The sequence below is a fragment of the Ruegeria sp. ANG-R genome, from assembly GCF_000813985.1.
In the GTDB taxonomy this organism is placed as follows: Bacteria; Pseudomonadota; Alphaproteobacteria; order Rhodobacterales; family Rhodobacteraceae; genus Ruegeria.
This window is the reverse complement of sequence record NZ_JWLJ01000001.1, coordinates 458967-476748: the sequence shown is the minus strand read 5'-3', so window position 1 is coordinate 476748 and position 17782 is coordinate 458967. Positions and strand designations below refer to the sequence as shown.

24 protein-coding genes are annotated in these 17782 nt (G+C 57.3%); 2 read left to right on the top strand and 22 right to left on the bottom strand.

The genetic code is table 11. From position 1 onward, the window contains the following. Position 1 precedes the first annotated feature (1 nt). Entirely contained in the window at positions 2–220 is a 219-nt protein-coding gene (locus tag RA27_RS02340; RefSeq protein ID WP_039534602.1) for a hypothetical protein, read from the top strand. Positions 221–368: 148 nt separating this feature from the next. Here RA27_RS02340 and RA27_RS02335 read toward each other — a convergent pair whose 3' ends face one another. From RA27_RS02335 to RA27_RS02230, 22 genes are all read right to left on the bottom strand, one after another. Further along, positions 369–683: a phage tail assembly protein gene (locus RA27_RS02335; RefSeq protein ID WP_039534600.1), complete on the bottom strand. Its 315-nt coding sequence runs from the start codon at positions 681–683 to the stop codon at positions 369–371. Positions 684–694: 11 nt separating this feature from the next. Further along, the gene (locus tag RA27_RS02330; protein ID WP_039534599.1) at positions 695–1204 is read right to left on the bottom strand and encodes a phage major tail tube protein; all 510 of its coding nucleotides are present in this window, start codon (positions 1202–1204) and stop codon (positions 695–697) included. Positions 1205–1286: 82 nt separating this feature from the next. Further along, positions 1287–2465, bottom strand: coding sequence for a phage tail sheath subtilisin-like domain-containing protein (locus tag RA27_RS02325; RefSeq protein ID WP_039534597.1), 1179 nt, complete (start codon positions 2463–2465; stop codon positions 1287–1289). A gap of 105 nt (positions 2466–2570) precedes the next feature. Then, positions 2571–3296, bottom strand: coding sequence for a hypothetical protein (locus RA27_RS23050; protein WP_052265144.1), 726 nt, complete (start codon positions 3294–3296; stop codon positions 2571–2573). Between the two features lie 10 nt (positions 3297–3306). Next, positions 3307–4554, bottom strand: coding sequence for a phage tail protein (locus RA27_RS02315; protein WP_082025016.1), 1248 nt, complete (start codon positions 4552–4554; stop codon positions 3307–3309). 11 nt (positions 4555–4565) lie between these two features. Further along, positions 4566–5204, bottom strand: coding sequence for a phage tail protein I (locus tag RA27_RS02310; RefSeq protein ID WP_052265143.1), 639 nt, complete (start codon positions 5202–5204; stop codon positions 4566–4568). Further along, a complete protein-coding gene (locus tag RA27_RS02305; protein ID WP_039534594.1) occupies positions 5197–6153 on the bottom strand; it encodes a baseplate J/gp47 family protein in 957 nt (318 codons plus the stop codon). The genes RA27_RS02310 and RA27_RS02305 overlap by 8 nt, the downstream gene beginning before the upstream one ends. Further along, a complete protein-coding gene (locus RA27_RS02300) occupies positions 6150–6539 on the bottom strand; it encodes a GPW/gp25 family protein (RefSeq protein ID WP_039534592.1) in 390 nt (129 codons plus the stop codon). The genes RA27_RS02305 and RA27_RS02300 overlap by 4 nt, the downstream gene beginning before the upstream one ends. 9 nt (positions 6540–6548) lie before the next feature. After that, positions 6549–6749 carry a hypothetical protein gene (locus tag RA27_RS02295; RefSeq protein WP_039534589.1) on the bottom strand — a complete coding sequence of 67 codons (201 nt, stop codon included), beginning with the start codon at positions 6747–6749 and terminating at the stop codon, positions 6549–6551. Positions 6750–6771: 22 nt separating this feature from the next. After that, a complete protein-coding gene (locus RA27_RS23490; protein ID WP_039534588.1) occupies positions 6772–7062 on the bottom strand; it encodes a PAAR domain-containing protein in 291 nt (96 codons plus the stop codon). Continuing rightward, positions 7062–7535: a phage baseplate assembly protein V gene (locus tag RA27_RS02285; RefSeq protein WP_039534586.1), complete on the bottom strand. Its 474-nt coding sequence runs from the start codon at positions 7533–7535 to the stop codon at positions 7062–7064. The genes RA27_RS23490 and RA27_RS02285 overlap by 1 nt, the downstream gene beginning before the upstream one ends. Then, a complete protein-coding gene (locus tag RA27_RS02280) occupies positions 7535–8311 on the bottom strand; it encodes a hypothetical protein (protein ID WP_052265142.1) in 777 nt (258 codons plus the stop codon). Before RA27_RS02280 ends, RA27_RS02285 begins: the two co-directional genes overlap by 1 nt. Continuing rightward, positions 8311–8685: a hypothetical protein gene (locus RA27_RS23045; RefSeq protein WP_052265141.1), complete on the bottom strand. Its 375-nt coding sequence runs from the start codon at positions 8683–8685 to the stop codon at positions 8311–8313. Before RA27_RS23045 ends, RA27_RS02280 begins: the two co-directional genes overlap by 1 nt. Continuing rightward, positions 8685–9065, bottom strand: a complete 381-nt coding sequence (locus tag RA27_RS02270) for a hypothetical protein (RefSeq protein WP_039534585.1) — start codon at positions 9063–9065, stop codon at positions 8685–8687. Before RA27_RS02270 ends, RA27_RS23045 begins: the two co-directional genes overlap by 1 nt. 112 nt (positions 9066–9177) lie before the next feature. Next, a complete protein-coding gene (locus RA27_RS02265; protein WP_039534582.1) occupies positions 9178–10197 on the bottom strand; it encodes a major capsid protein in 1020 nt (339 codons plus the stop codon). An 11-nt stretch (positions 10198–10208) separates the two neighbouring features. Next, positions 10209–10592 carry a head decoration protein gene (locus RA27_RS02260; RefSeq protein ID WP_039534580.1) on the bottom strand — a complete coding sequence of 128 codons (384 nt, stop codon included), beginning with the start codon at positions 10590–10592 and terminating at the stop codon, positions 10209–10211. Positions 10593–10595: 3 nt separating this feature from the next. Next, on the bottom strand, positions 10596–11633 hold the full coding sequence (locus tag RA27_RS02255) for a head maturation protease, ClpP-related (RefSeq protein ID WP_039534577.1): 1038 nt from the start codon (positions 11631–11633) through the stop codon (positions 10596–10598). Between the two features lie 20 nt (positions 11634–11653). Next, on the bottom strand, positions 11654–11923 hold the full coding sequence (locus RA27_RS02250; protein ID WP_039534576.1) for a hypothetical protein: 270 nt from the start codon (positions 11921–11923) through the stop codon (positions 11654–11656). Then, positions 11920–13521: a phage portal protein gene (locus tag RA27_RS02245; protein ID WP_039534574.1), complete on the bottom strand. Its 1602-nt coding sequence runs from the start codon at positions 13519–13521 to the stop codon at positions 11920–11922. The genes RA27_RS02250 and RA27_RS02245 overlap by 4 nt, the downstream gene beginning before the upstream one ends. Then, on the bottom strand, positions 13521–15497 hold the full coding sequence (locus RA27_RS02240; protein ID WP_039534573.1) for a terminase gpA endonuclease subunit: 1977 nt from the start codon (positions 15495–15497) through the stop codon (positions 13521–13523). Before RA27_RS02240 ends, RA27_RS02245 begins: the two co-directional genes overlap by 1 nt. Further along, positions 15498–16235: a hypothetical protein gene (locus tag RA27_RS02235; protein ID WP_039534571.1), complete on the bottom strand. Its 738-nt coding sequence runs from the start codon at positions 16233–16235 to the stop codon at positions 15498–15500. It abuts the gene before it with no gap. A gap of 213 nt (positions 16236–16448) precedes the next feature. Continuing rightward, positions 16449–17123 carry a phage tail protein gene (locus tag RA27_RS02230; RefSeq protein WP_241483995.1) on the bottom strand — a complete coding sequence of 225 codons (675 nt, stop codon included), beginning with the start codon at positions 17121–17123 and terminating at the stop codon, positions 16449–16451. Positions 17124–17386: 263 nt separating this feature from the next. Here RA27_RS02230 and RA27_RS02225 point away from each other — a divergent pair, with 263 nt between their 5' ends. Then, the gene (locus RA27_RS02225; RefSeq protein ID WP_039534569.1) at positions 17387–17740 is read left to right on the top strand and encodes a hypothetical protein; all 354 of its coding nucleotides are present in this window, start codon (positions 17387–17389) and stop codon (positions 17738–17740) included. Positions 17741–17782 lie beyond the last annotated feature (42 nt).

The following is a 17782-nucleotide window of genomic DNA, read 5'->3' as shown; positions in this document are numbered from 1 at the left end:
CATGGATATCTTTGCGATTATCTTCGCCGTTCTGATGATCGCCGCCGCTATCGCGGCGACGGTCTTTCTCGCTGTGTTTGCCGTTGGCATTTGGGGTGCACTGGCCTTTGCGGCGCTGCTGATCCTGATGTACCGTGCGTTCACGCATCAGAGCGGCCCCGACCGCCCAATGAGGCGCGAGACCTTGAACGCTTTCCAGCGCCCGCTGTCCGAAGACTGAAATCACTCGAATTTCAAACGGGTCGCATCCCAGACCTTGTGCGCTGCCCGATGCCACTTGTCGAACTCGGTTTGCTTCATCGCCAATACCTGCGGCAGCGGCGTAGAGAAGACCTTGGCGACAAAGCCAGCGGCGAAACGAAGTTCGGCTACGACTTCGCCTTGGCTCCGTTTCCCGACGACTTCCCGGCCCGAGATTTCATCTGGGCTTTCATATGCGCCTGATAGGGTCCAAGCACCCTTTCTTCGATCTGCAGGTAATCCTGATTTTTGATTTTCAGGATCACCGCACGATCAACACCAGCCATCCCTGCCAGTAAAAGAACGGATTGCTCAGACGGCTTTTCCGCCTCTTCGACAGCGATGTTGGTGCCGAAGTCGGGTTCGTCAAACACCAGCTTGGTGTGGGTTTCTTCATCGACTGTGATCGGTCGTTTCAGTGTGATATCGACAGGAAAGTCCATGGTTATGCTCCTTAGTTCAGCAGCAGTGCGGCGTTGATGTCATCGGTTTGGCTGACGCCGCCGACCGAGAAATTGAAGTCGTCAAACTCGAACATCTCTTGATTGTCGATTTCCAGTTTGCCGTAGTTCTGAGTGACCATGCATTTCAGTTCAGCAGGATCACCCGGCTTCCAGCTGCCCGCATCCGGTGAGATCAGGCGACCGCGCACGGTGTAAACCGCGCTGTGAGTGGTGCCGTCTTCATCGACCAGCGCGCCTGTCACCATGAACGGATGTTCGGTTCCCGGCTTACCGGTCATCAGCTTGATGGTGGCGGGATCGAACGCTTTCATGGTGAATTCGAGATCGTCAACCTCGTACCCCATCGCAGCCTTGCGTTCTTTGATCATACCGCCGTTGCGGAAGGATTCTGTTTTCTCTTTCGGCATCGAAATACCGACCTCGGAAAACTGGCCCAGCTTCTGGTCATTGTTAGCCCAAAGCATGCAGTTCCGCAGGATAAATGCGGGTGTGCTTTTCATGTGTGTCTCCAATCTCGAACACGTTGAAAGACGGATGCACCGCCGGTGCATCCGCTAAGTGGGTTTGTCGCTACTGTGGAGCTTACGAGGCCGCGCTCAGCGCGTCCTTGGTGACTTCCAGATAGTAGTTGATATTCCGGTGCGCCAAGAACCGGATATCTTCCATCGGCGCGGGCGGCTCAAAATCCACGCTCAGCGTGATCTTGCCCCCGGCCAACTGCGTCGGATCGTTCAGCGCCTGATCAATCCAAACTCGGCCACCCAGAATTGCACCAAACGCTTTGAAGTTGCGCATAGCGGCATTACCACTTTCGACCATCAATTTGACGTTGGCCGCAGAGAATGGCTTGTCCACGAATTCCAGATAGGCTTCCAGCAGAGCTTCATTGATGAAGTCAGCAGTACGGCGAACAGGCGTGAAAACCCACAGGTCATCGTCGGTCGCCGACCGGTTGCCCCAAGTGACAAAACCCGATCCATGATTGACGATAGCACTCACATGGTTTTCGTTCAGATAATCCGACTGTAGCCCATAAGATACCGCCCGAGATACGCCCCCGATACCGTTGATCGGCTTGTTCGACAGCGAATGCCAGAACCCCAGTTCGGTATCCACTCGCGCCTGCACGCCAGCGAACCGCGCCGAAGCGGGTCGCGAAACATAGTCGCTGGTATCGGTATCCCAGACCAGAACTTTCTGGTCTACAATATGGACGCGCTGAGAATTGATCAGCTGGCGATAAGCCACCGCTGTGACGTCCGTCGTATCAGGGCCATCCACAAAGGCTACAGCCTTCAACTTATCAAGCACGCCGATCAGTTCAGCCACCACCGGGTTCGCGGTTACGCCGTCACCGCTGGTGAAACCGGGGATCGCGATCAGTCGCGGCTTGATGCCCAGCATCGCCTCGGCCTTCAACAGCGCATGAACGCCGGTCTGAGCCGTTACATCGCCCACCAGATTGCTCATAGTCGCAGCGGCGTCCGCCCCCTCTTCGACGCGGATAACGATTGTGCGGGGGTTGATCTGATCGAACACGTCATCGACCGCATCTTTCAACGTCCCAGTGTCGCCCAGATCAGCGAAATCAGCGGGGTTGCCGTTACTCAGAACCGGCGTGTTTAGCGGGAACTTGGCTGCGTCAGCAGCCGGTGCCGTACCCAGCAAGGCAACAACCGCCGTTGGAGCGATGTTGACCAAAACGGGTGTTTCGTTTGATTCCGCCAGACGCGTGCCATGGTGGAAATTCAGAAAGCTCATTGCATTCTCCTAACCAGAAAAGAAAACCCGGCACGCATCTGCCGGGTGGAACCCGGTATCCACCGGGCAAATTCGACGCTCAGATGCGCCTATCACTGACTGTCGCTAGACAGCCTCCATGATACCTTCAAGCTGCTCCATGGCCTGCTCCTGCAAGCCCTGCAGCTGTAAAATCGCCGCCTCAAGCTGTTCGACATCGACAGCGGCAGGAATGACCGTCTCGGCCAGCCCCTCCATACCTTCGACCAACTGGGTCGCCCGAAAGAACCGAGAATTCTTCGCGATTGTGCTGTCGCGAAGCGCCTCGGCAGTGGTTTCCTTGACAGCGGCTTCGATCTCGAAACCCGCACGCGCCTCAGCTGCAATTTCACGCAGCGGCCCGTCTGGATCACCACCGTTTTCGTGCGCTTTCCAGATCAGTGCGTAGGGCGTCTTCCCGATCCATGCGATAGCGCGCGACGGCGGGACGTTCTTTGCAATAGTATGCCGGACCTCCGTGGCGATACCACGGGCCTCCTGAATTGCAGCGTCTTTGCGCTCATCCAGTGTAGGCGCAGGCTTTTCCGTCAGCGCATCGACAGGCAGAGGACCAAGCACCTCAACTTTGTGCTCGGATTTATCCGCAAGCCAATAGGTCTCACCTCGGCGATCTTCGATTTGCACCCATGCCCCGTCCTTGTAGACCCTCGCTTTTCCGCTCTCCTTATTCGGAGGCGCAATCAACGTGGCGTTGCCCGGCACCATCGGCGTGCCGTCAACGGGGTCCATCCGGGCTTCGGTTTTCCCCAAGAGTTCATTGGTGGTCGAGTGGTAGTGATAGAGTTTCGCCATTGCTACTTCCTCAATATGCCCGAATACAAATCATGCGGGCGTTACTATGCATTCGGGCCTCATCAACATTCTGGTAGACCCCGCTGGCCGAACCAGTCACGCCGTCTGATCCCACCGCACCCTGAGACGCATCAAAGTTGAAACGAACCTGACCGTCTTGACTTCCGTTGTTGAAGTCCACGTTGATGCGACCGAAATCGGACGGCACAAACACACCTTCAAAATCATCGGTATTACGATCAGTTGACGCAAGTCGCGACGATTGGCCAACAATGTTGGGCAGCGCTGTCGGCTGGTAGGAACCAAACACGCGCCCAACATCCAGACCACGACCATGATCCCAACCCCGATTCACCACAGCCCGACCATCTGGCAGTTGGAAACTGGTGACCCCGTCACCGGGGCCGAACATGCCAACATCCGCGCCCGTCGCATCCAGCATTCCCGATACCTGAACATGCGCCCAGAGAACCGGATATGATGCACGCAATATGGTTGAGCGATCTTCTTCCAACCAACCGGATGGCGGAGCGTTACCCGTCCAATACATCTCCATCCCAATCGGGCAAGCTTGACCGAGCTGGCTTGTTATTGTCGCTGCGAAATTCGGATCATCGCCAAGGGCTGCGGATAGCTCATTCAAGGTATCCAATGCACCCGGTGCGCCGTTCAGAAGGTCATCAATCAGAGCCTTCAAAGTGGCAGGCGAGATTGACTTGTTTGAGATTGCGCCCGCCCGCGCTTCTGCAACAGATGCAAAATCCACCGCCAACGACCGATCATCCCCCATGTCACCACCACCCAGCAGACCTGAGCCAGCCGAAATAAGCCGCTCAACTGGGACATAGGCATCGGTTCCAACAACCTGCAGGATCAGGTTCTGCAGGTCGGAAAAGACAACATGAATGCGCATGAGCGCGGAAACAGTGTCCTTCGGCTTATTCACGGGCGGGTCATAATAGCAGATGGCGATCAAATCGCCGTCGCTGTCGAACAGACCCGCCTCACGAATGACGAACGGCCCCTCCTCCACATCCAGAAGGATTTCAAAGAATGCCGTGTTCAGCGCCTCTGGAACCGACCCAGAACCTTGAATGCCCTTGCGCCCAAGTTCGTTTATCAGTTCCGTTTCGCCGCCGTTAGGGACGTTATCACCGTCACCCCACGCGATTTCGGTAATCGTCAGCGGTGTTCCGTTTGCCAGCGCCGCAGCTTCTTTGTTGCGCCCGACCAGTGTCATAAGTGCTGTGCTTGCCATTAACGCGCTCCTTACGCGACTGTCGCGATACTGGTGATCCGCGTCGTCGCAATCACTGCAACAGACGACGCCGCATCCAGCACCGGTGGTGGATCAATATGTGCGTCTGCGATCACCCGCAGATGCGTCAGGGCAAAAATGCCGTGATAGACGGTTGGCTCAGATCGAACGCCAAGCTGTAGCGCCCAACCCCGAGACACTGGCGATACACTGTTCAAGATCGCTTGCATCGCGCTAACAATCGGATCTGTGACAATCAAATCCGTGGCCCCATCAAGCGGGTTGGTCACATAGGCGCGCGCAATGAACGTGCCCGGCACACCAGAGCCGCCCGGATCGAACCATTCGATCAGTTCGATATCAACGCCGAACGCTGACATGGCCTTGCGGATGGCAAAGGGCGTGCCCTTGTGCCGGTGCACTTCCGCACTGACAGCGATGACCTGCCGCTTGATGTCCTCGGTCCAGTTCGAGTCCCAAGCATCGACCGACAATTCCCACGCCAGATGATCTAAAAGCCCCACATCAACAGTCATCGGGTCTTTGGTGATCATTTGCACTGGAAGGCTGAACAACCGCTCTTCCAGCGCATCCAGCACCTTTGCCAGATCAGTTGCGGTAGGTGGCAGCAACGTGTCCTTATCAGACATCGCGCCACCCGCCCGTTATCGACTGCAGGGTAATATTGATGCCGGTGCAGTGCGGCGCATCAAATGGACCTATGTCGATATCAGCTGCAGGCGAAATCAACTCAACGTCAACAACCCCCTCAACCTTCAGGGCCGCGCCGATGGATGTACGGTAGAGCTTGCGGCCAATCCGAATGCGGCCATTGATGAATGCCTGCGCCGCCTCATTGGCAGTGGCCTCCACAATCGCTGCAGCCTGCGCCGATGAGACGTGCAACACGGCCTCAATCGCGTAGGGAACGGGTGTCGCCGACACCACCGTCAGCTTGTCGCCGACAGGGCGTCTGGTGTCCTGCGTACAATGCTCGAACACCGCGTCGATCAGATCGGCCCCTGCCGTCCCGTCACCTTCGCTGGACAGGATGACCATCTGAGGTTCAGCTGGCGGTATCGCGGGATCAAGATCGTCGTTCGGTCCATAAACCACGACATCAACCACCCGGTTGTCCGCATCCAAGGCCCAATAAACATAAGACCCGGCAGTCCCGTGCGGCGACCAAGCCTCAATCACCAGCTGAATGCGCGCACGGAATGCCTCATCACCCTCATAGATCAGGTTATCCGGGTCGCTGTCATCCAGAACGCGGCGAAGAACACCACGGTTCGCGCCAATCTGGTCAAGGTCCGAACCCCGAGCCGTTGACAGAAAAACCGACCGCAACGCTTCGTTAATCCGGTTTTCCAGATACAACTCTCGCGCCGCAGCAGCTTCGTTCAAATAGCGCATGGGACTGGCAGCAATATTGCGCGCCAACCCAATGATCTCGGAAACCTTCGCGGCCTCAAACCGCTCCGATAGCTTAGCTTCCAGTTCGACCAGACGGGCCTCAAGGATCGCGTCATAGTCCAATTGCCCGACCGTGGTTATCGGCGGCAAAGTGGTCAGGTCCAGCGCAGCAAAACGGCTCATGCGGCAATACTCCAATTGTCCACGCGGTTTTGCTGCATCCGCACGGTTTGCTTCTGATCAGACACGGTGGAAACGTCCCCAAGATGAGCCTTGGGCCGGTAGCTGCCGATCAGGGTCATTGTGAAAACGCCGTCAGCTGCACCATGCAACTTCACGTCTGACAACTCGAAACGTGGCTCCCACCGCTCAATTGCCTCAGCAACCGCCACATAGAGCGTCACAATGCTCTGATCATTCATCGGCGCATCAATCAGCAGGGGCACGTCAGACCCGAACTCACGCCGGAATACCCGCGTGTTGACGCGCGTGGACAGAATGGTTTGCAGGCTCTGCAGCACCGAGTCCCATCCCTCCACCGATCCACCGGTTTCGTGGTTCAGGTCCATTTTCTAGCCTTACGATTTGGCTTTGCGCGCAGGCTTTTCGTCGGCGGTTCCCGCGCCCTTGACGCGCAGACCGGTGCCATGCGGGGGCATATAGTATTGGGCCTGCCGCTCGGTCATTTGGATGGTTTCCCCTTCCTCGCGCCACTGACCGTCGATGTGACGGGCCTCCACGACTTCATAGTCCACCTTGGTGGGTTTCTTGTCTTCCATGTCTCTCTCCTAGAAATGGGCCTCAACCGCCCGCAAAAACTGTCCCAGACCCACTCGCAACGCTGGACCCGCAATCAACCGGATCACCTATGCGCCCGATGGCTCTGCCATTGGCAAAAACCGTGCCAGACCCGGCGCTGAGCGCCCCGCCATGTGGCGGACACACATCGCAACCATGTGCCGCCCAAGCATCCCCGACACGATGCACCGCGATCCCATCCACATAGACATCGCCGCTTGCACTCACAGACGCACGGGGCGGGAAACACCCGTGCCCCGTGCAGCTATCCCCCAACCGTGTAACAGCAGGCATCAGTTCAGATCGATCCGCGCAGCGGACAGCGAGATCGACGCGCTGTTGATCGTCACAGTGCTTCCCCCAACGGTCAGGGTGATTTCAGAGCCACCGCCAGTGATCGCAATCCGTGCTTCACCAACTGCCGCCATCACGAACTCATCCCCTGCAGCTGACGGCCTGCCATTGACCGCTGAATTGAGACTGCCTTGAATGCTTGCGTCCGCAAGATCGCCGGTCTCGGAAAAAATCCGAACCTGCTGACCGACCGACGGCGGGTTGTGAGTTTTGTTCGCGCCAGCTGCAGGCTCTTCCCAAGGTATCCAGCCCGTCACAAAGGGCTGATCCCCTTCGTTGATTTGCACTCGCGCAAGCCCCTCAGCCGCGTTCACTTCCACAACCTTGCCGACGCGTGTCTGTGACCGCAATCGCCGCTCAATGTCCGCGATACGCCGCCCCATGGCCTCCAATTGAACCGAAAGACCAGACATCAAGCACGATCCTCAGAACTTTCGACCTCGGTCAATTCATCGGTGCGCGCAACGCCCTCAAATCCACCCAACCGTAAGTCGTCAGCGGTTTGTACCGTCATGCCTGTCAGGCGTTCATAGTCGAATGCGGTTGCAGGATCAGCATCGCCCAGCAAGCTTCGAAATAGTTCCAACTGGGGAAGCGCGTCGCGCTCCATCAAATCCAACAGGCGTCGCCACGGACTCATGTCCGACAATTCCTGCCCGTAGATGGGATCGGGGAACACGTCCACGGTCAGTTTGGTTTGAGCCGCCGCAAGGCGCACGTTTTCGGCTGCACTGCTGGACCGAACACATTCCTTGCCCTCATAGGACTTCACGAAGCCGCCAAATACCTGCGCCCATTCGCTATCTGGATCACTCAGCGCCCTTCCGATCTGGACTTCCAGCACATCAAGCACCGCCTCAAAGTTGGCGTCTGTGGCCGGAAGCTCCTGCAGGATATAGGCCGCGCCTGTATCCTTGTCCGTTTGCGTCATTGTCATTGACACGCCGCAATTGAACAGCATCTCCACCGCCCCATTGGCGCGCATCCCGGAATGCTCCAATTCCTTTGATTTAGCGGAGTCGGTGTAGACGGCGATAAAGGGGCGCTCTGCCTTTGTACTCAAAGCGCCGTCGGCAGTCTGATCAAACACCGAAATCTGACTGTCCAGAACACTGTCACCAACCAAAGTGTTCGCCGCTTTCAAAGCCTGTATGGCCGAGATACGCAGCGCCATCATCGTCAAAGACATTAGTTGGAATCCCCTAGTTCGCAGATCAGTCGAAGATGCGACCGATCATCTACATTCCGCACTTCAAAGACCGGTTCGCCAATGCGATCCAACGCAACGATCTTGTCACCCTGCCGGATAACCAAACCGGGATATGTCGTGCGGTCGATCCTCAGATACCCACCATCCGCAGCGACACCGCTGCGCGACGTATTTCCGCGCCCGAAGTTCGGATGCTCAGCTTCGCGATCTCCTGTCCGAAGCGGCGCGAATATTTCAACGGGATTTCGGTCGGCGTCTGGCTGACCGGCAGACAAAGGCAGATGACGAATGGTTTCAGCCCAAACGTCATCAACCTCTGCCTTTAGCTCATCCCGCAAAGCGGCCCGATCCATCAGGCGGGCGTCTGCAGTTCCGCCAAGGCGGTGCGGGCTTCATCCAGCTGTTCGGACAGTTCAGCCCAACCGTCGTCGCCCTCGCTCATCGCCTCCATCTTGGCGGTGATCCCATCCACAACGCCCTGCGCCTCTGCCAGCTTTTTCGCCGCATCGGCGTCGTCAACCTGCTGTGACGACTGGCTTGCCTTTTTGCTGGACTTTTTCGGGGGATCACACTCGACGGCAAATCGGTCTGCAATCAAATGATCCGCATACGATTCGGGCAACTGAACTTCTTCGCCGCGCTTTACCTTCTTGTCTTTTTTCTCGCCGATCACATCCTTTGGGATCGTGATGCCAGTGACAAAATTCACCCACTTTTTCTTAGCCCGCGCCATGACGTTCTCCTTTGCTCGGTCACATGCCAAAGCGCCAGTCGGCGCTTGAGGATACAACCAAAAGCCCGGCGCAGACGCACCGGGCTTTCATGCTTTGTTTCTTGGGGTTAGATCAGGCCGCCGCCGCGACAGTCAGACGGCGAAGTGCACCCGGCTTGGTGCAGAGGTTGATGTAGTTGCTCTGCGAGTCCAGATGGCGACCCTTCCCATTGGCCATCGCATACTGGCGCGTGTAGCGCGGCAGGCCGATGGTGTTGACGGTCTCTTCGTAATCCGCAGGACCGAACCGGGTCAGGTACAGACCGGCAACGCCCACTGGGAATACACGCGCTTCATCCGGCGCAATGAAACCAGCGCCACCGTTCGCATCACGCGCTTTGCGGCCAGTGCGATAACGCTCCCAAGTGATGCCAGCAAAGCTGAACTTGTCCGGCACACCTTGGCGAAGAACATCAGCACCCGAATGGCCCAGGAATGTCTCGCGAACAACTTTCTGCAACCACATATGGCTGTGGAAATCACGGCCCGTCAGGGAATGGATGCCGCCGTAATCCTGATCCAGTTCGTCTTCAATCGGATACACCACATTGTCTTTGATCTGCTTGTCCAGATCAGCAACGTCACCAGCGCCGATCCCAAGCTGAACTGCGGCAGGCACAGGAATTTCAAACCGGTCATACAGATTGTGAAGCACCCGACCCTGACCGCTCGAAACCAGACCCTTGATCGCACCAATGCGGCTGTGTTCCAGCGTCGTATCCATGCGGCGTGCATGGTTGTCCTGCTTTGAGTCGATACGGCTTTGGATCGTTTCCAAATCATCGTCACTGCCCAGCTGGCGGACACCCTGAATCTCGTCCGCCATGACAGTATCGTTGATTTCAAAGTGGTCCATCTCGAACGGGATCAGGTCACGCTTGCCTTCGCCCACGGTCTGGCCAGCACCACCACGTTCGGTCGGCTCGATGATGCTCAATTCGTGCCCTTGGCGCTCAACCTTTACAGTGGTCGATGCCTGTCCATCCTCTTCGAAGATATCCAGCGCACCAAGCTGACCGGGCACAAAAGGCAGGTCATTGATGGCTGCGGTCAGCGCGATAACACTGAACTGCGGATCGTTGAATTGTTCCATAAAGCGCCTCCTTAGCGCACGCGGATGCCGACAGCGTCAAGCTGTGCGATCTTGGCATCTGTTTTCGGTTGATCATCGACCGAGGCATCGAAAGTCAGCATCCGCTGCTTTGCCTCTGCATCCCGGTCAACAATGGTGACTTCCACATTCTCGGTCGTGGCATCGACACCATAAGCGAGAATGGCTTTCGCCGTTTCAGCGCCCTCGCTACCGACAACAGCAGCTGCAGGCGATGGGATGAAGTGGCCTTCGGTCGCGTCCAGTTCACCCAATACGGTGCCCGCTTCGACCTTGCCGGTGCCAGCTGGGATGGTGGCCTTGGCACGGGACCGACGCCCTGCGGCTTCGGACAAAAGAAACGCCAATGCGCGCGTCTGCATGGTTACGTTTTCCATCGGTTATGCCTCCTGCTGGGCGCGGCGCTTGGCATAAACGCCGCGAGTGCTGATGGTTGGCGTTTTTGCCGTCGGCTTTCCGCCCCGTGCAGGCTGGGCAAGATCGCGCGCGGCGGTGCGGCTGGCTTCGTATTGAGCCGGGTCAACATCGTCGTCGGCGGTAGCCTGCGGCTTGTCGCCCGCCGCTACCTTGAGCGCGGCAATGGCCTCATCCGCAGGCATGTCGGTGTCGAAGGCGAAATACTTCGCCAGCGCCTCATGCCCGGTGGCCGCATCATCCTCGGTGATGGCCTTGATGCGGGCCTTCACGTCAGCAGCGGTGGTATCGACGGGCTTGTCGTCCGCCGATGTGGTTTTTGGTGCCATGGGTGGAGTCTCCTGTTCATGGTCCTCGGTTTGCGCGGCGGACGCCGCTGAACGCGCCACTGCTTCGAAGGACCACTTTTCCTTCTTTGCTTTGGTCACAAGTTTCTTGGGGGCGCTGGCATAGACGCGGTAGTCAAACGCCGCGACGGCCTTAGCTTTGCCCCCCTCAGTCGCCGTTGCGAATTTGCGTGCAACCGCCTCTTCGCCTGTCAGCCAGAGTTCGTCCTTCATCTCTTTGCGGATGTCGGCAGCATCTTCGCCGGTCTGCTCGGCGTAGATATCTGCCATCAGATCGGCCAGCTTGTTCAGCTGTTCGGTGGATTTCTCATGATCCCCAGCATCGCCCCAAGTGAAGCGCGCGGGATCGTGGATCATCATCATGGCACCCGACCGCATGGTGATGGTGTCACCGGCCATGGCAATGATCGACGCCGACGACGCGGCGATAGCGTCAACGATCACGTCAACCGAGCCACGATGCGCCGTGAGGGCGTTGTAGATGGCAATACCATCGTCGGTGTAGCCACCGCCCGAATTGATCCGAACGGTAATGTCAGCGTCGCGGCCAAGCATCGCAAGCGCATCTATCACCTGCGTGGCCGTGAAACCTTCATCCCAATAGTCTTCGCCGACGAACCCGTACAAAACGAGTTCGCCATCAACCAAGATGGTCATATCTTTCTCCTGTGTGTGGGTTAGCCGCCGAAGCGGAAGCGTTTTGCGTAGCGGGTCCGCTTGACGGCAGAACCGCCACTTGCGCGGCGGCACTCGGCCTCGTACTCGGCAATCAGAGACTTGAGATCGTCCAGCTTGGCCCGCTGGAACACGACCTCTTCACCGTCCATTCGCACGGTTTCCCTAAGCTGCCCGGCACTCAACCGGATACGGACTTTCTTGAGCGCCACCGCCATGGCGCACGGATCGTCCATGTTCACCGTCTCGGTGCCGATTTTCATGACACTCATTTGTTCGTCGGCTCCGTTCCATCGTCATTTGCGTCTGCGACAGCACCTTTGGGTGCGTATGGCGACTGCATTCCCGCATCGACATATCGCTGGTGAAGTCGCTGCCGTTGCTCGAACAACGCGTCTGGGTCGATGCCCAGTTCGCCGGTTTCGATTTCGACCGAGCTTGTGCCGTTCCGCATGCGTTCACTGGACGCCCGGGCCGACTTGAAGTCGTCAGCTGACGGCTTTGCTGGCCCCTGCCAGCTGGCAGCACTTACCCGTGTACGATTGGCACGAAACGCCCGATAACCACCCTTGAAGGGTATGCGGCCTTCGCCGATTTCTTCATCCAACCAGTTTTCGTAAGCCATCTGGCACATCGGGGCGGCGATCCGTTCGCGGCGGCGCGTAACAACCGGCCAAATGCTCGACATCTCCATGCGCGTGCTGGAATAGCTTGCGTCGCGATGGTCCAAAGTAAAACCGCCGTATGTGACACCGATTGCGCGCGCCATGTCCCGCGCCATGCTGTTTGAAAACGGCAGGAAGTCCCGACCGGGAACCTTGGCCGTTTCGATGCCCAGCTTTTCGCCCGGCCCCAGATGCGACACTTGCGGATCTGCGCCAACTGAAATCCGGCTCTCGGCGGCGCGTTCCAGCTGCGCCCCAAGATATCCCAGATACTCTTGGCCATAGCCAACGCCTTCGCCCCCGTTTTCTTTCAGGACTTCCAAAGCCTCATAGGCATCCTGACTGGGCGCATCGCTGGTCAAGGTGATCGCAAACACGGTTTGCAAGATCGCCATCTGCAAGGTTGCATCATCCAGCATTTCCGCCTGCAGGTGCTTGCGAAATGCTGGTGTCAGCCGTGAAATCCCGCGAACGTCTTCCGAGTCCGTCTCATCCAAAATGTGCATGACGACGGGACGGCCATCTGCATCAAATGCCGGATAGTCGCGCTTTTCCGAAAGCCCGCTGCTGGACGTCTGAAACCGATATGATACCGGACGGCCATTGTCATCGTGATGGACACCCTGAAACATCTGTTCGGAAGCATTGGTGTCCTGTACTAGCCGAGTCGGCGGGTACAGGCGCAATTTGGTTCCGGTTGTAATGCCGTAGCGCTCGCGCTCGGCCCGGTCGAAATAGGCAAAAACACCAGTGATTTCGCCAAAAACCATGTCCCATCGCAATCCGATGTCAACCATTTTGGGACCATTCAGCTTACCGCGCATATCGCATTCACGCGCGTTGAGCCAAAATGACGGCCAGCGCTTTTTGATCAAGCGTATCCAGTCAGCCTTTTCTTTGTCGTCGTACCCCAGCCCGCTAAGGTCGGGGTCCGGTGCCAAGGTGAGTCCAACGCCAACCGTGTCCGCCAACACCTGATCGGTTGCGCCTTTGAGGCGACCGGAATTCTGGATCATGTCCATGGCCAAACCAGCCGCGCGCTGCCATGACCGGCGCACGTCGTCGCGATGGTTGGTGAGTGGCGCAATGCGGGACGCGATGACACCACTGTTGGTGTCTCGCAGATACCGCGCTGTTGGACGCCCAGCTGATTTGGCGGCAACCAATGGGGTAACACCGTCCGACTGAACCAAGCCAAATGTCATTACGTTCTATTTCCCCATTTTCTGCGCGCACGCGCCTTGGTGTCCTCACCCGAAGCCGCGCCGTGATCGACTGAGTTATTTGTTGGCTCAGACGATGGCTGCGCCGCCATCAGCAGGTCTTCAAAATCGCCCTGTGCCTCTTCGGGCGGACATTCACGTTCCGCAAACAAGCGATCCCACTCAGCGTCGGTAAAATCGCGTTGCGATCCTGACAACCTGATGAATGCCGCCTCGGCCTGCAGATGGGTGTCCAAACCCTCGTTGGCTTGGTTCGGGTCTTTGACCCATAGGTAACGCGTGAAGCCTGTCTTCTTTGCCTTCTCAGCTTTTCGCGTCTCAGCGGTCAGCTGACGATAGAACTCATCCTCAAGCCCTTTGGGCAATGCGATGAAACCACGCTCTTCGGGATCGTCTTTCTTTAGATTTCGATAGAGGCTCATCTTCAAAACCGATGAAGCGAAGTTATAAAACCTCTTCGAATAGCGGACGATCTTACCCCGCCGGTTACGCTCTTTCTTGACCTGCGCCAGCAACGGCGCACCCTCGGGGTGAACACCGCGCACCATGATCACGCGACTGGAAACGTGCTTTCGCGCCCAGTCCCAGACATCCTCGGTATAGGCGTTGCCGTCGATAGCCAGCAGATCAATCAGAACCTTGCGGCCATACGAGTTTCGAAAGCCCTGTTTCAACAGGTCGTTGAGACGTGACTGACATTTCTCTTCCGAGATATGACCGTCAAAGACACCATACTCGACAATTGCCCGACGCTTGTTTGGTCCCCAAGCAACAACCTGCCACTCGACCCGATCACCCTGACAGTCCACACCGCAAGTCAGAAGCGGGAACCCTGCCGGAATATGCCCGTGCGAATAGTCAGACTCGCTGGCCCGGTCCTTTAGTTCTTCCCAAGGCGGCGCTTCGCCAAGTATCCGGTATGCCCGGCCCACCACATCATTCCAGAACGTCTGTTCCTTCGGCGGGTCGCCCTTCGCGGCCAGCCACGACCGCGCGATCCGCTCGAACGACTGCAGTGGCGAATAGGCCGACCACAGATAGAAAGACCGATGATAACGCTTGGCCTTGGAATTGGACGCGCGCCATTTCGTGTGCGGGATCATCTCTGCGCGGTGGTGATCTTCAATAGCACATCCGCAATCCGGCCCCTGACAGGTAAAATGCGCGCGTTCTGGATGATCTTCGTCCAGAGATTGCAGCATGTTTTCCCATTCAAGCACCTGCATGAACCCGCAATGCGGACACGGCACATAAGGTTGTTCCTGACTGCCATCCTCATAGTTCTTGGTGATCCGGCATCCCGGCACAACCATGGGTGTCGAAATCTTGAATATCTTCGCGAATTCGCGACCCTGACTGCGGCTGTCCGCCTGATTTTCAGGATCGCCCGCGCTGTTCATATCCCACTTGGCAAGGTCATCCTGAACCTGACGGCTCATCGAAACCTGACTAAGCGAAGCGGGCGAGTTCGCGCCCGAGATCAGAATAGCGCCACGACCGTCGCGGCGCTCTTTGTAGTAAACCGAGTCCTGACCGTCGCGGGCTTTCATCGGGAAGATTTTGCGAAGCGCCGACGTGCCTTTGAGCATCGGCGTGAGCTTCATCTTCGACCAGCGCCGAGCGTTGTCATCGGTCGGGTGGACATACAGAAAATCGCCGGGGTCCATTTCCAAGGAACCGCCGGTGAAAATGTTTGCCAGCACCGTGCCGCCCAACTGCGCAGACTTGGACAAGGTGACGATCCGGCAAGGATCATCAGGTGAAAGTGCCATAAGCACTTCGTCAAAGTACCGGAAACGCGCCCGATTATATGGGCCGTCAAACTCGCTTTCTCGCTTTGAGAAAACGATATTGTCTTCGGCCCATTTCAAATAATCGACAGGCGGCGGCGGCGTAAATATCTCTGCCAGCACGTCATGGGCAACCCACTCCGCATTCGTGACAGTGAAATCAAGCAATCACGCCTCCATATCGACACTCGCAACGGCGTTGCGTTCAACCTCATTCTGCCGGGCACGTTCCTTGCGCATGGCGGTTTCGCGAACATTGCGAAACTCAGCCTTGAGCAAATGCAGAACATCTCGCTTCGGCACACCAAATTCGGATGCAACAACCGTCGCAAAGTCGGTTAGCGCACCCTCAAAAATCTGCATCATCATCCCGGCGATGCGCATCATTTGCTCACGCGCATCTTCGGACCCCATCAACAGGCCCTGCCTTTCCGCTTCCTCGGCGGCGCTGATGCGGTTCTTCCGCAGCTGATCTTCCAGCCGCGCGCGTTTCAGCTGATCCTCAACCGTGTCCGGCTTGGAAATCTGCTCGGCTGCAGGCGCAGGCTGCGGTTCCGGCGTGACCGTCTGGGGCTGCGGAGCCGACAACAAGTCAGGCTGATCCGATGCAGGCGGCGCGGGCGCAGCAGGTTGCGGTGGCGTCGGCTGGGCAGGCTGATCGACAGTGGTTCGCGTCGCAATACCATTGCCAAGTGACTGACCAAGATCACGGTTGCGCCGAACCTGATCGACTGCGATCTCGAATTTGAGCTTTCCTTTTTTGCCGGGTTTCGTGAACGCATCATCCCGAAGGATATCGTTCGACTTCCATTGGCTGACAGCCGCCCGACTGACATCCATTTCCCGCGCAAACTCGGCCTGAGATACCAGCCGATATTCTTGCTCCTGATGATGTGCTGGCTCCATTGGCCTTCCATCCTGTAAGGGGCTGGTCGGGCTAAACTGTTAAGCGCCCAATGTTAAGCGAACTCCCCAATGTTAAGGCTTTCAAATACCGGTCTGACTACCGAGATTTCGGGGGCTTACCGCACCGCGTGCAATCAGAAAAAGGTACGGTCCCTACCCTTTTGGGCCTTAACTTATAAGCTAAGGCCCGGTTTGTTTCGCCGCGATCCCGGCCTAAAGGCCAAGCGCCCGGCTGATCTCATGATCCAACCGGCGCGGCAGAACCTGCGCGACCGTTCGTTCGAACGCATCAGCTGATGCGCCCTCAACCATCTCGACCGGGATGAACACGCCGGACTTGATCTTTTCCAGCTGCGTTCGCCCACCAACACGCCCAAAGACGTGCCCGCCCATGCTTCGGATTTCCACCCGCCGCTGCGGGAACACACCACCCTTGAAGAACGTATCGCCGATGAACAGAACCTTGCCCCGCTCACGACCGAGATCAGCTTCAACGCCGTCGCGGGTCTCACGCTTTTTGAAGTATTTCAGCGAGACATCCCCGCCAGCAGATAGCAGCGAGTATTCCAGATTGTCCCACGTTGAGCGCTTGGCCTTCACCGCCCGGCGAATGGTCTTCTGGGGCAAGCCGGTTTGCTTGGACAGCGCCTTGACCACCTGAGTGCGCGCCATATCACCCGTACGGTTGATCGCGCGATTGATGGCCTTCGGTCCTTCCGTTCCCAACGCGCCCAGCATGTTCTCAAACTGGGTCAGGCCCTTCACGTCCACTTCGCCGACTTGGAACATATCCGCCCCCACGCCCTTCACGCCGTCATCGATGTGCGCCATGGCGACACCGGCCAAAGCTGCCAGACCGGCAGCAACCACTAGAACTTTTCTCAGCATCTGGTCTTTCCTCTTTGTTGCTCAGACGAAAAAAGGCCAGCTGCACAACATGGCAACCGGCCTCAAAACCTCGGGACAAGAGAAAAGTCTTAGATGCGTTTCATAGCGGCCTCCAAATCTGGGGTGGTAGCGTCCACAACGGTGGATGCAGGTAGATACAAAAAAAGGCCCGGACGTTTCCGACCGAGCCTTTCCCCTTGAACCAAATGATCCCCAGCCCCTATCTGGGGATATAACCTAAAGTTGTTTTAAAGGACATTCACATGCTGAAATACATCGCAACCGCGCTGACGATCACAGCGTGCAGCGCAGCAGCTGAACAATGCACCGAATTCGAAAGCGCCGTGTTCCAATTGGCCGACGACGCCCACGCGTTCCAACTGTCTTACGAGTTCGAAGAAATGGGATGGTCAGCCAAAGGACCAACCGGGGACTGGATGTCTCGCTTCCAATCCGTGCAACAAGCCGACAACGATCTGCATCTGAGTTTTTCGCAGAAGCACAACTTCCTGCCAGCCGATCTGCTGGACGTTGCCAATGCGTATCGCACCAACACATTCGACAGCTTTTACAAAGGCGTGCAGAACGACATCCAATCAGCTGGTCGTTGCAAGTAAAAAGGCCCGCGCGTAATCGCCGGGCCATTTCATCCAATGCAG

Excerpts from the sequence above, each read along its gene's own strand:
- RA27_RS02340 (WP_039534602.1), top strand. The coding sequence starts at position 2 with ATGGATATCTTTGCGATTATCTTCGCCGTTCTGATGATCGCCGCCGCT.
- RA27_RS02335 (WP_039534600.1), bottom strand. The coding sequence starts at position 683 with ATGGACTTTCCTGTCGATATCACACTGAAACGACCGATCACAGTCGAT.
- RA27_RS02330 (WP_039534599.1), bottom strand. The coding sequence starts at position 1,204 with ATGAAAAGCACACCCGCATTTATCCTGCGGAACTGCATGCTTTGGGCT.
- RA27_RS02325 (WP_039534597.1), bottom strand. The coding sequence starts at position 2,465 with ATGAGCTTTCTGAATTTCCACCATGGCACGCGTCTGGCGGAATCAAAC.
- RA27_RS23050 (WP_052265144.1), bottom strand. The coding sequence starts at position 3,296 with ATGGCGAAACTCTATCACTACCACTCGACCACCAATGAACTCTTGGGG.
- RA27_RS02315 (WP_082025016.1), bottom strand. The coding sequence starts at position 4,554 with ATGGCAAGCACAGCACTTATGACACTGGTCGGGCGCAACAAAGAAGCT.
- RA27_RS02310 (WP_052265143.1), bottom strand. The coding sequence starts at position 5,204 with ATGTCTGATAAGGACACGTTGCTGCCACCTACCGCAACTGATCTGGCA.
- RA27_RS02305 (WP_039534594.1), bottom strand. The coding sequence starts at position 6,153 with ATGAGCCGTTTTGCTGCGCTGGACCTGACCACTTTGCCGCCGATAACC.
- RA27_RS02300 (WP_039534592.1), bottom strand. The coding sequence starts at position 6,539 with ATGGACCTGAACCACGAAACCGGTGGATCGGTGGAGGGATGGGACTCG.
- RA27_RS02295 (WP_039534589.1), bottom strand. The coding sequence starts at position 6,749 with ATGGAAGACAAGAAACCCACCAAGGTGGACTATGAAGTCGTGGAGGCC.
- RA27_RS23490 (WP_039534588.1), bottom strand. The coding sequence starts at position 7,062 with ATGCCTGCTGTTACACGGTTGGGGGATAGCTGCACGGGGCACGGGTGT.
- RA27_RS02285 (WP_039534586.1), bottom strand. The coding sequence starts at position 7,535 with ATGTCTGGTCTTTCGGTTCAATTGGAGGCCATGGGGCGGCGTATCGCG.
- RA27_RS02280 (WP_052265142.1), bottom strand. The coding sequence starts at position 8,311 with ATGTCTTTGACGATGATGGCGCTGCGTATCTCGGCCATACAGGCTTTG.
- RA27_RS23045 (WP_052265141.1), bottom strand. The coding sequence starts at position 8,685 with ATGGATCGGGCCGCTTTGCGGGATGAGCTAAAGGCAGAGGTTGATGAC.
- RA27_RS02270 (WP_039534585.1), bottom strand. The coding sequence starts at position 9,065 with ATGGCGCGGGCTAAGAAAAAGTGGGTGAATTTTGTCACTGGCATCACG.
- RA27_RS02265 (WP_039534582.1), bottom strand. The coding sequence starts at position 10,197 with ATGGAACAATTCAACGATCCGCAGTTCAGTGTTATCGCGCTGACCGCA.
- RA27_RS02260 (WP_039534580.1), bottom strand. The coding sequence starts at position 10,592 with ATGGAAAACGTAACCATGCAGACGCGCGCATTGGCGTTTCTTTTGTCC.
- RA27_RS02255 (WP_039534577.1), bottom strand. The coding sequence starts at position 11,633 with ATGACCATCTTGGTTGATGGCGAACTCGTTTTGTACGGGTTCGTCGGC.
- RA27_RS02250 (WP_039534576.1), bottom strand. The coding sequence starts at position 11,923 with ATGAGTGTCATGAAAATCGGCACCGAGACGGTGAACATGGACGATCCG.
- RA27_RS02245 (WP_039534574.1), bottom strand. The coding sequence starts at position 13,521 with ATGACATTTGGCTTGGTTCAGTCGGACGGTGTTACCCCATTGGTTGCC.
- RA27_RS02235 (WP_039534571.1), bottom strand. The coding sequence starts at position 16,235 with ATGGAGCCAGCACATCATCAGGAGCAAGAATATCGGCTGGTATCTCAG.
- RA27_RS02230 (WP_241483995.1), bottom strand. The coding sequence starts at position 17,123 with ATGCTGAGAAAAGTTCTAGTGGTTGCTGCCGGTCTGGCAGCTTTGGCC.
- RA27_RS02225 (WP_039534569.1), top strand. The coding sequence starts at position 17,387 with ATGCTGAAATACATCGCAACCGCGCTGACGATCACAGCGTGCAGCGCA.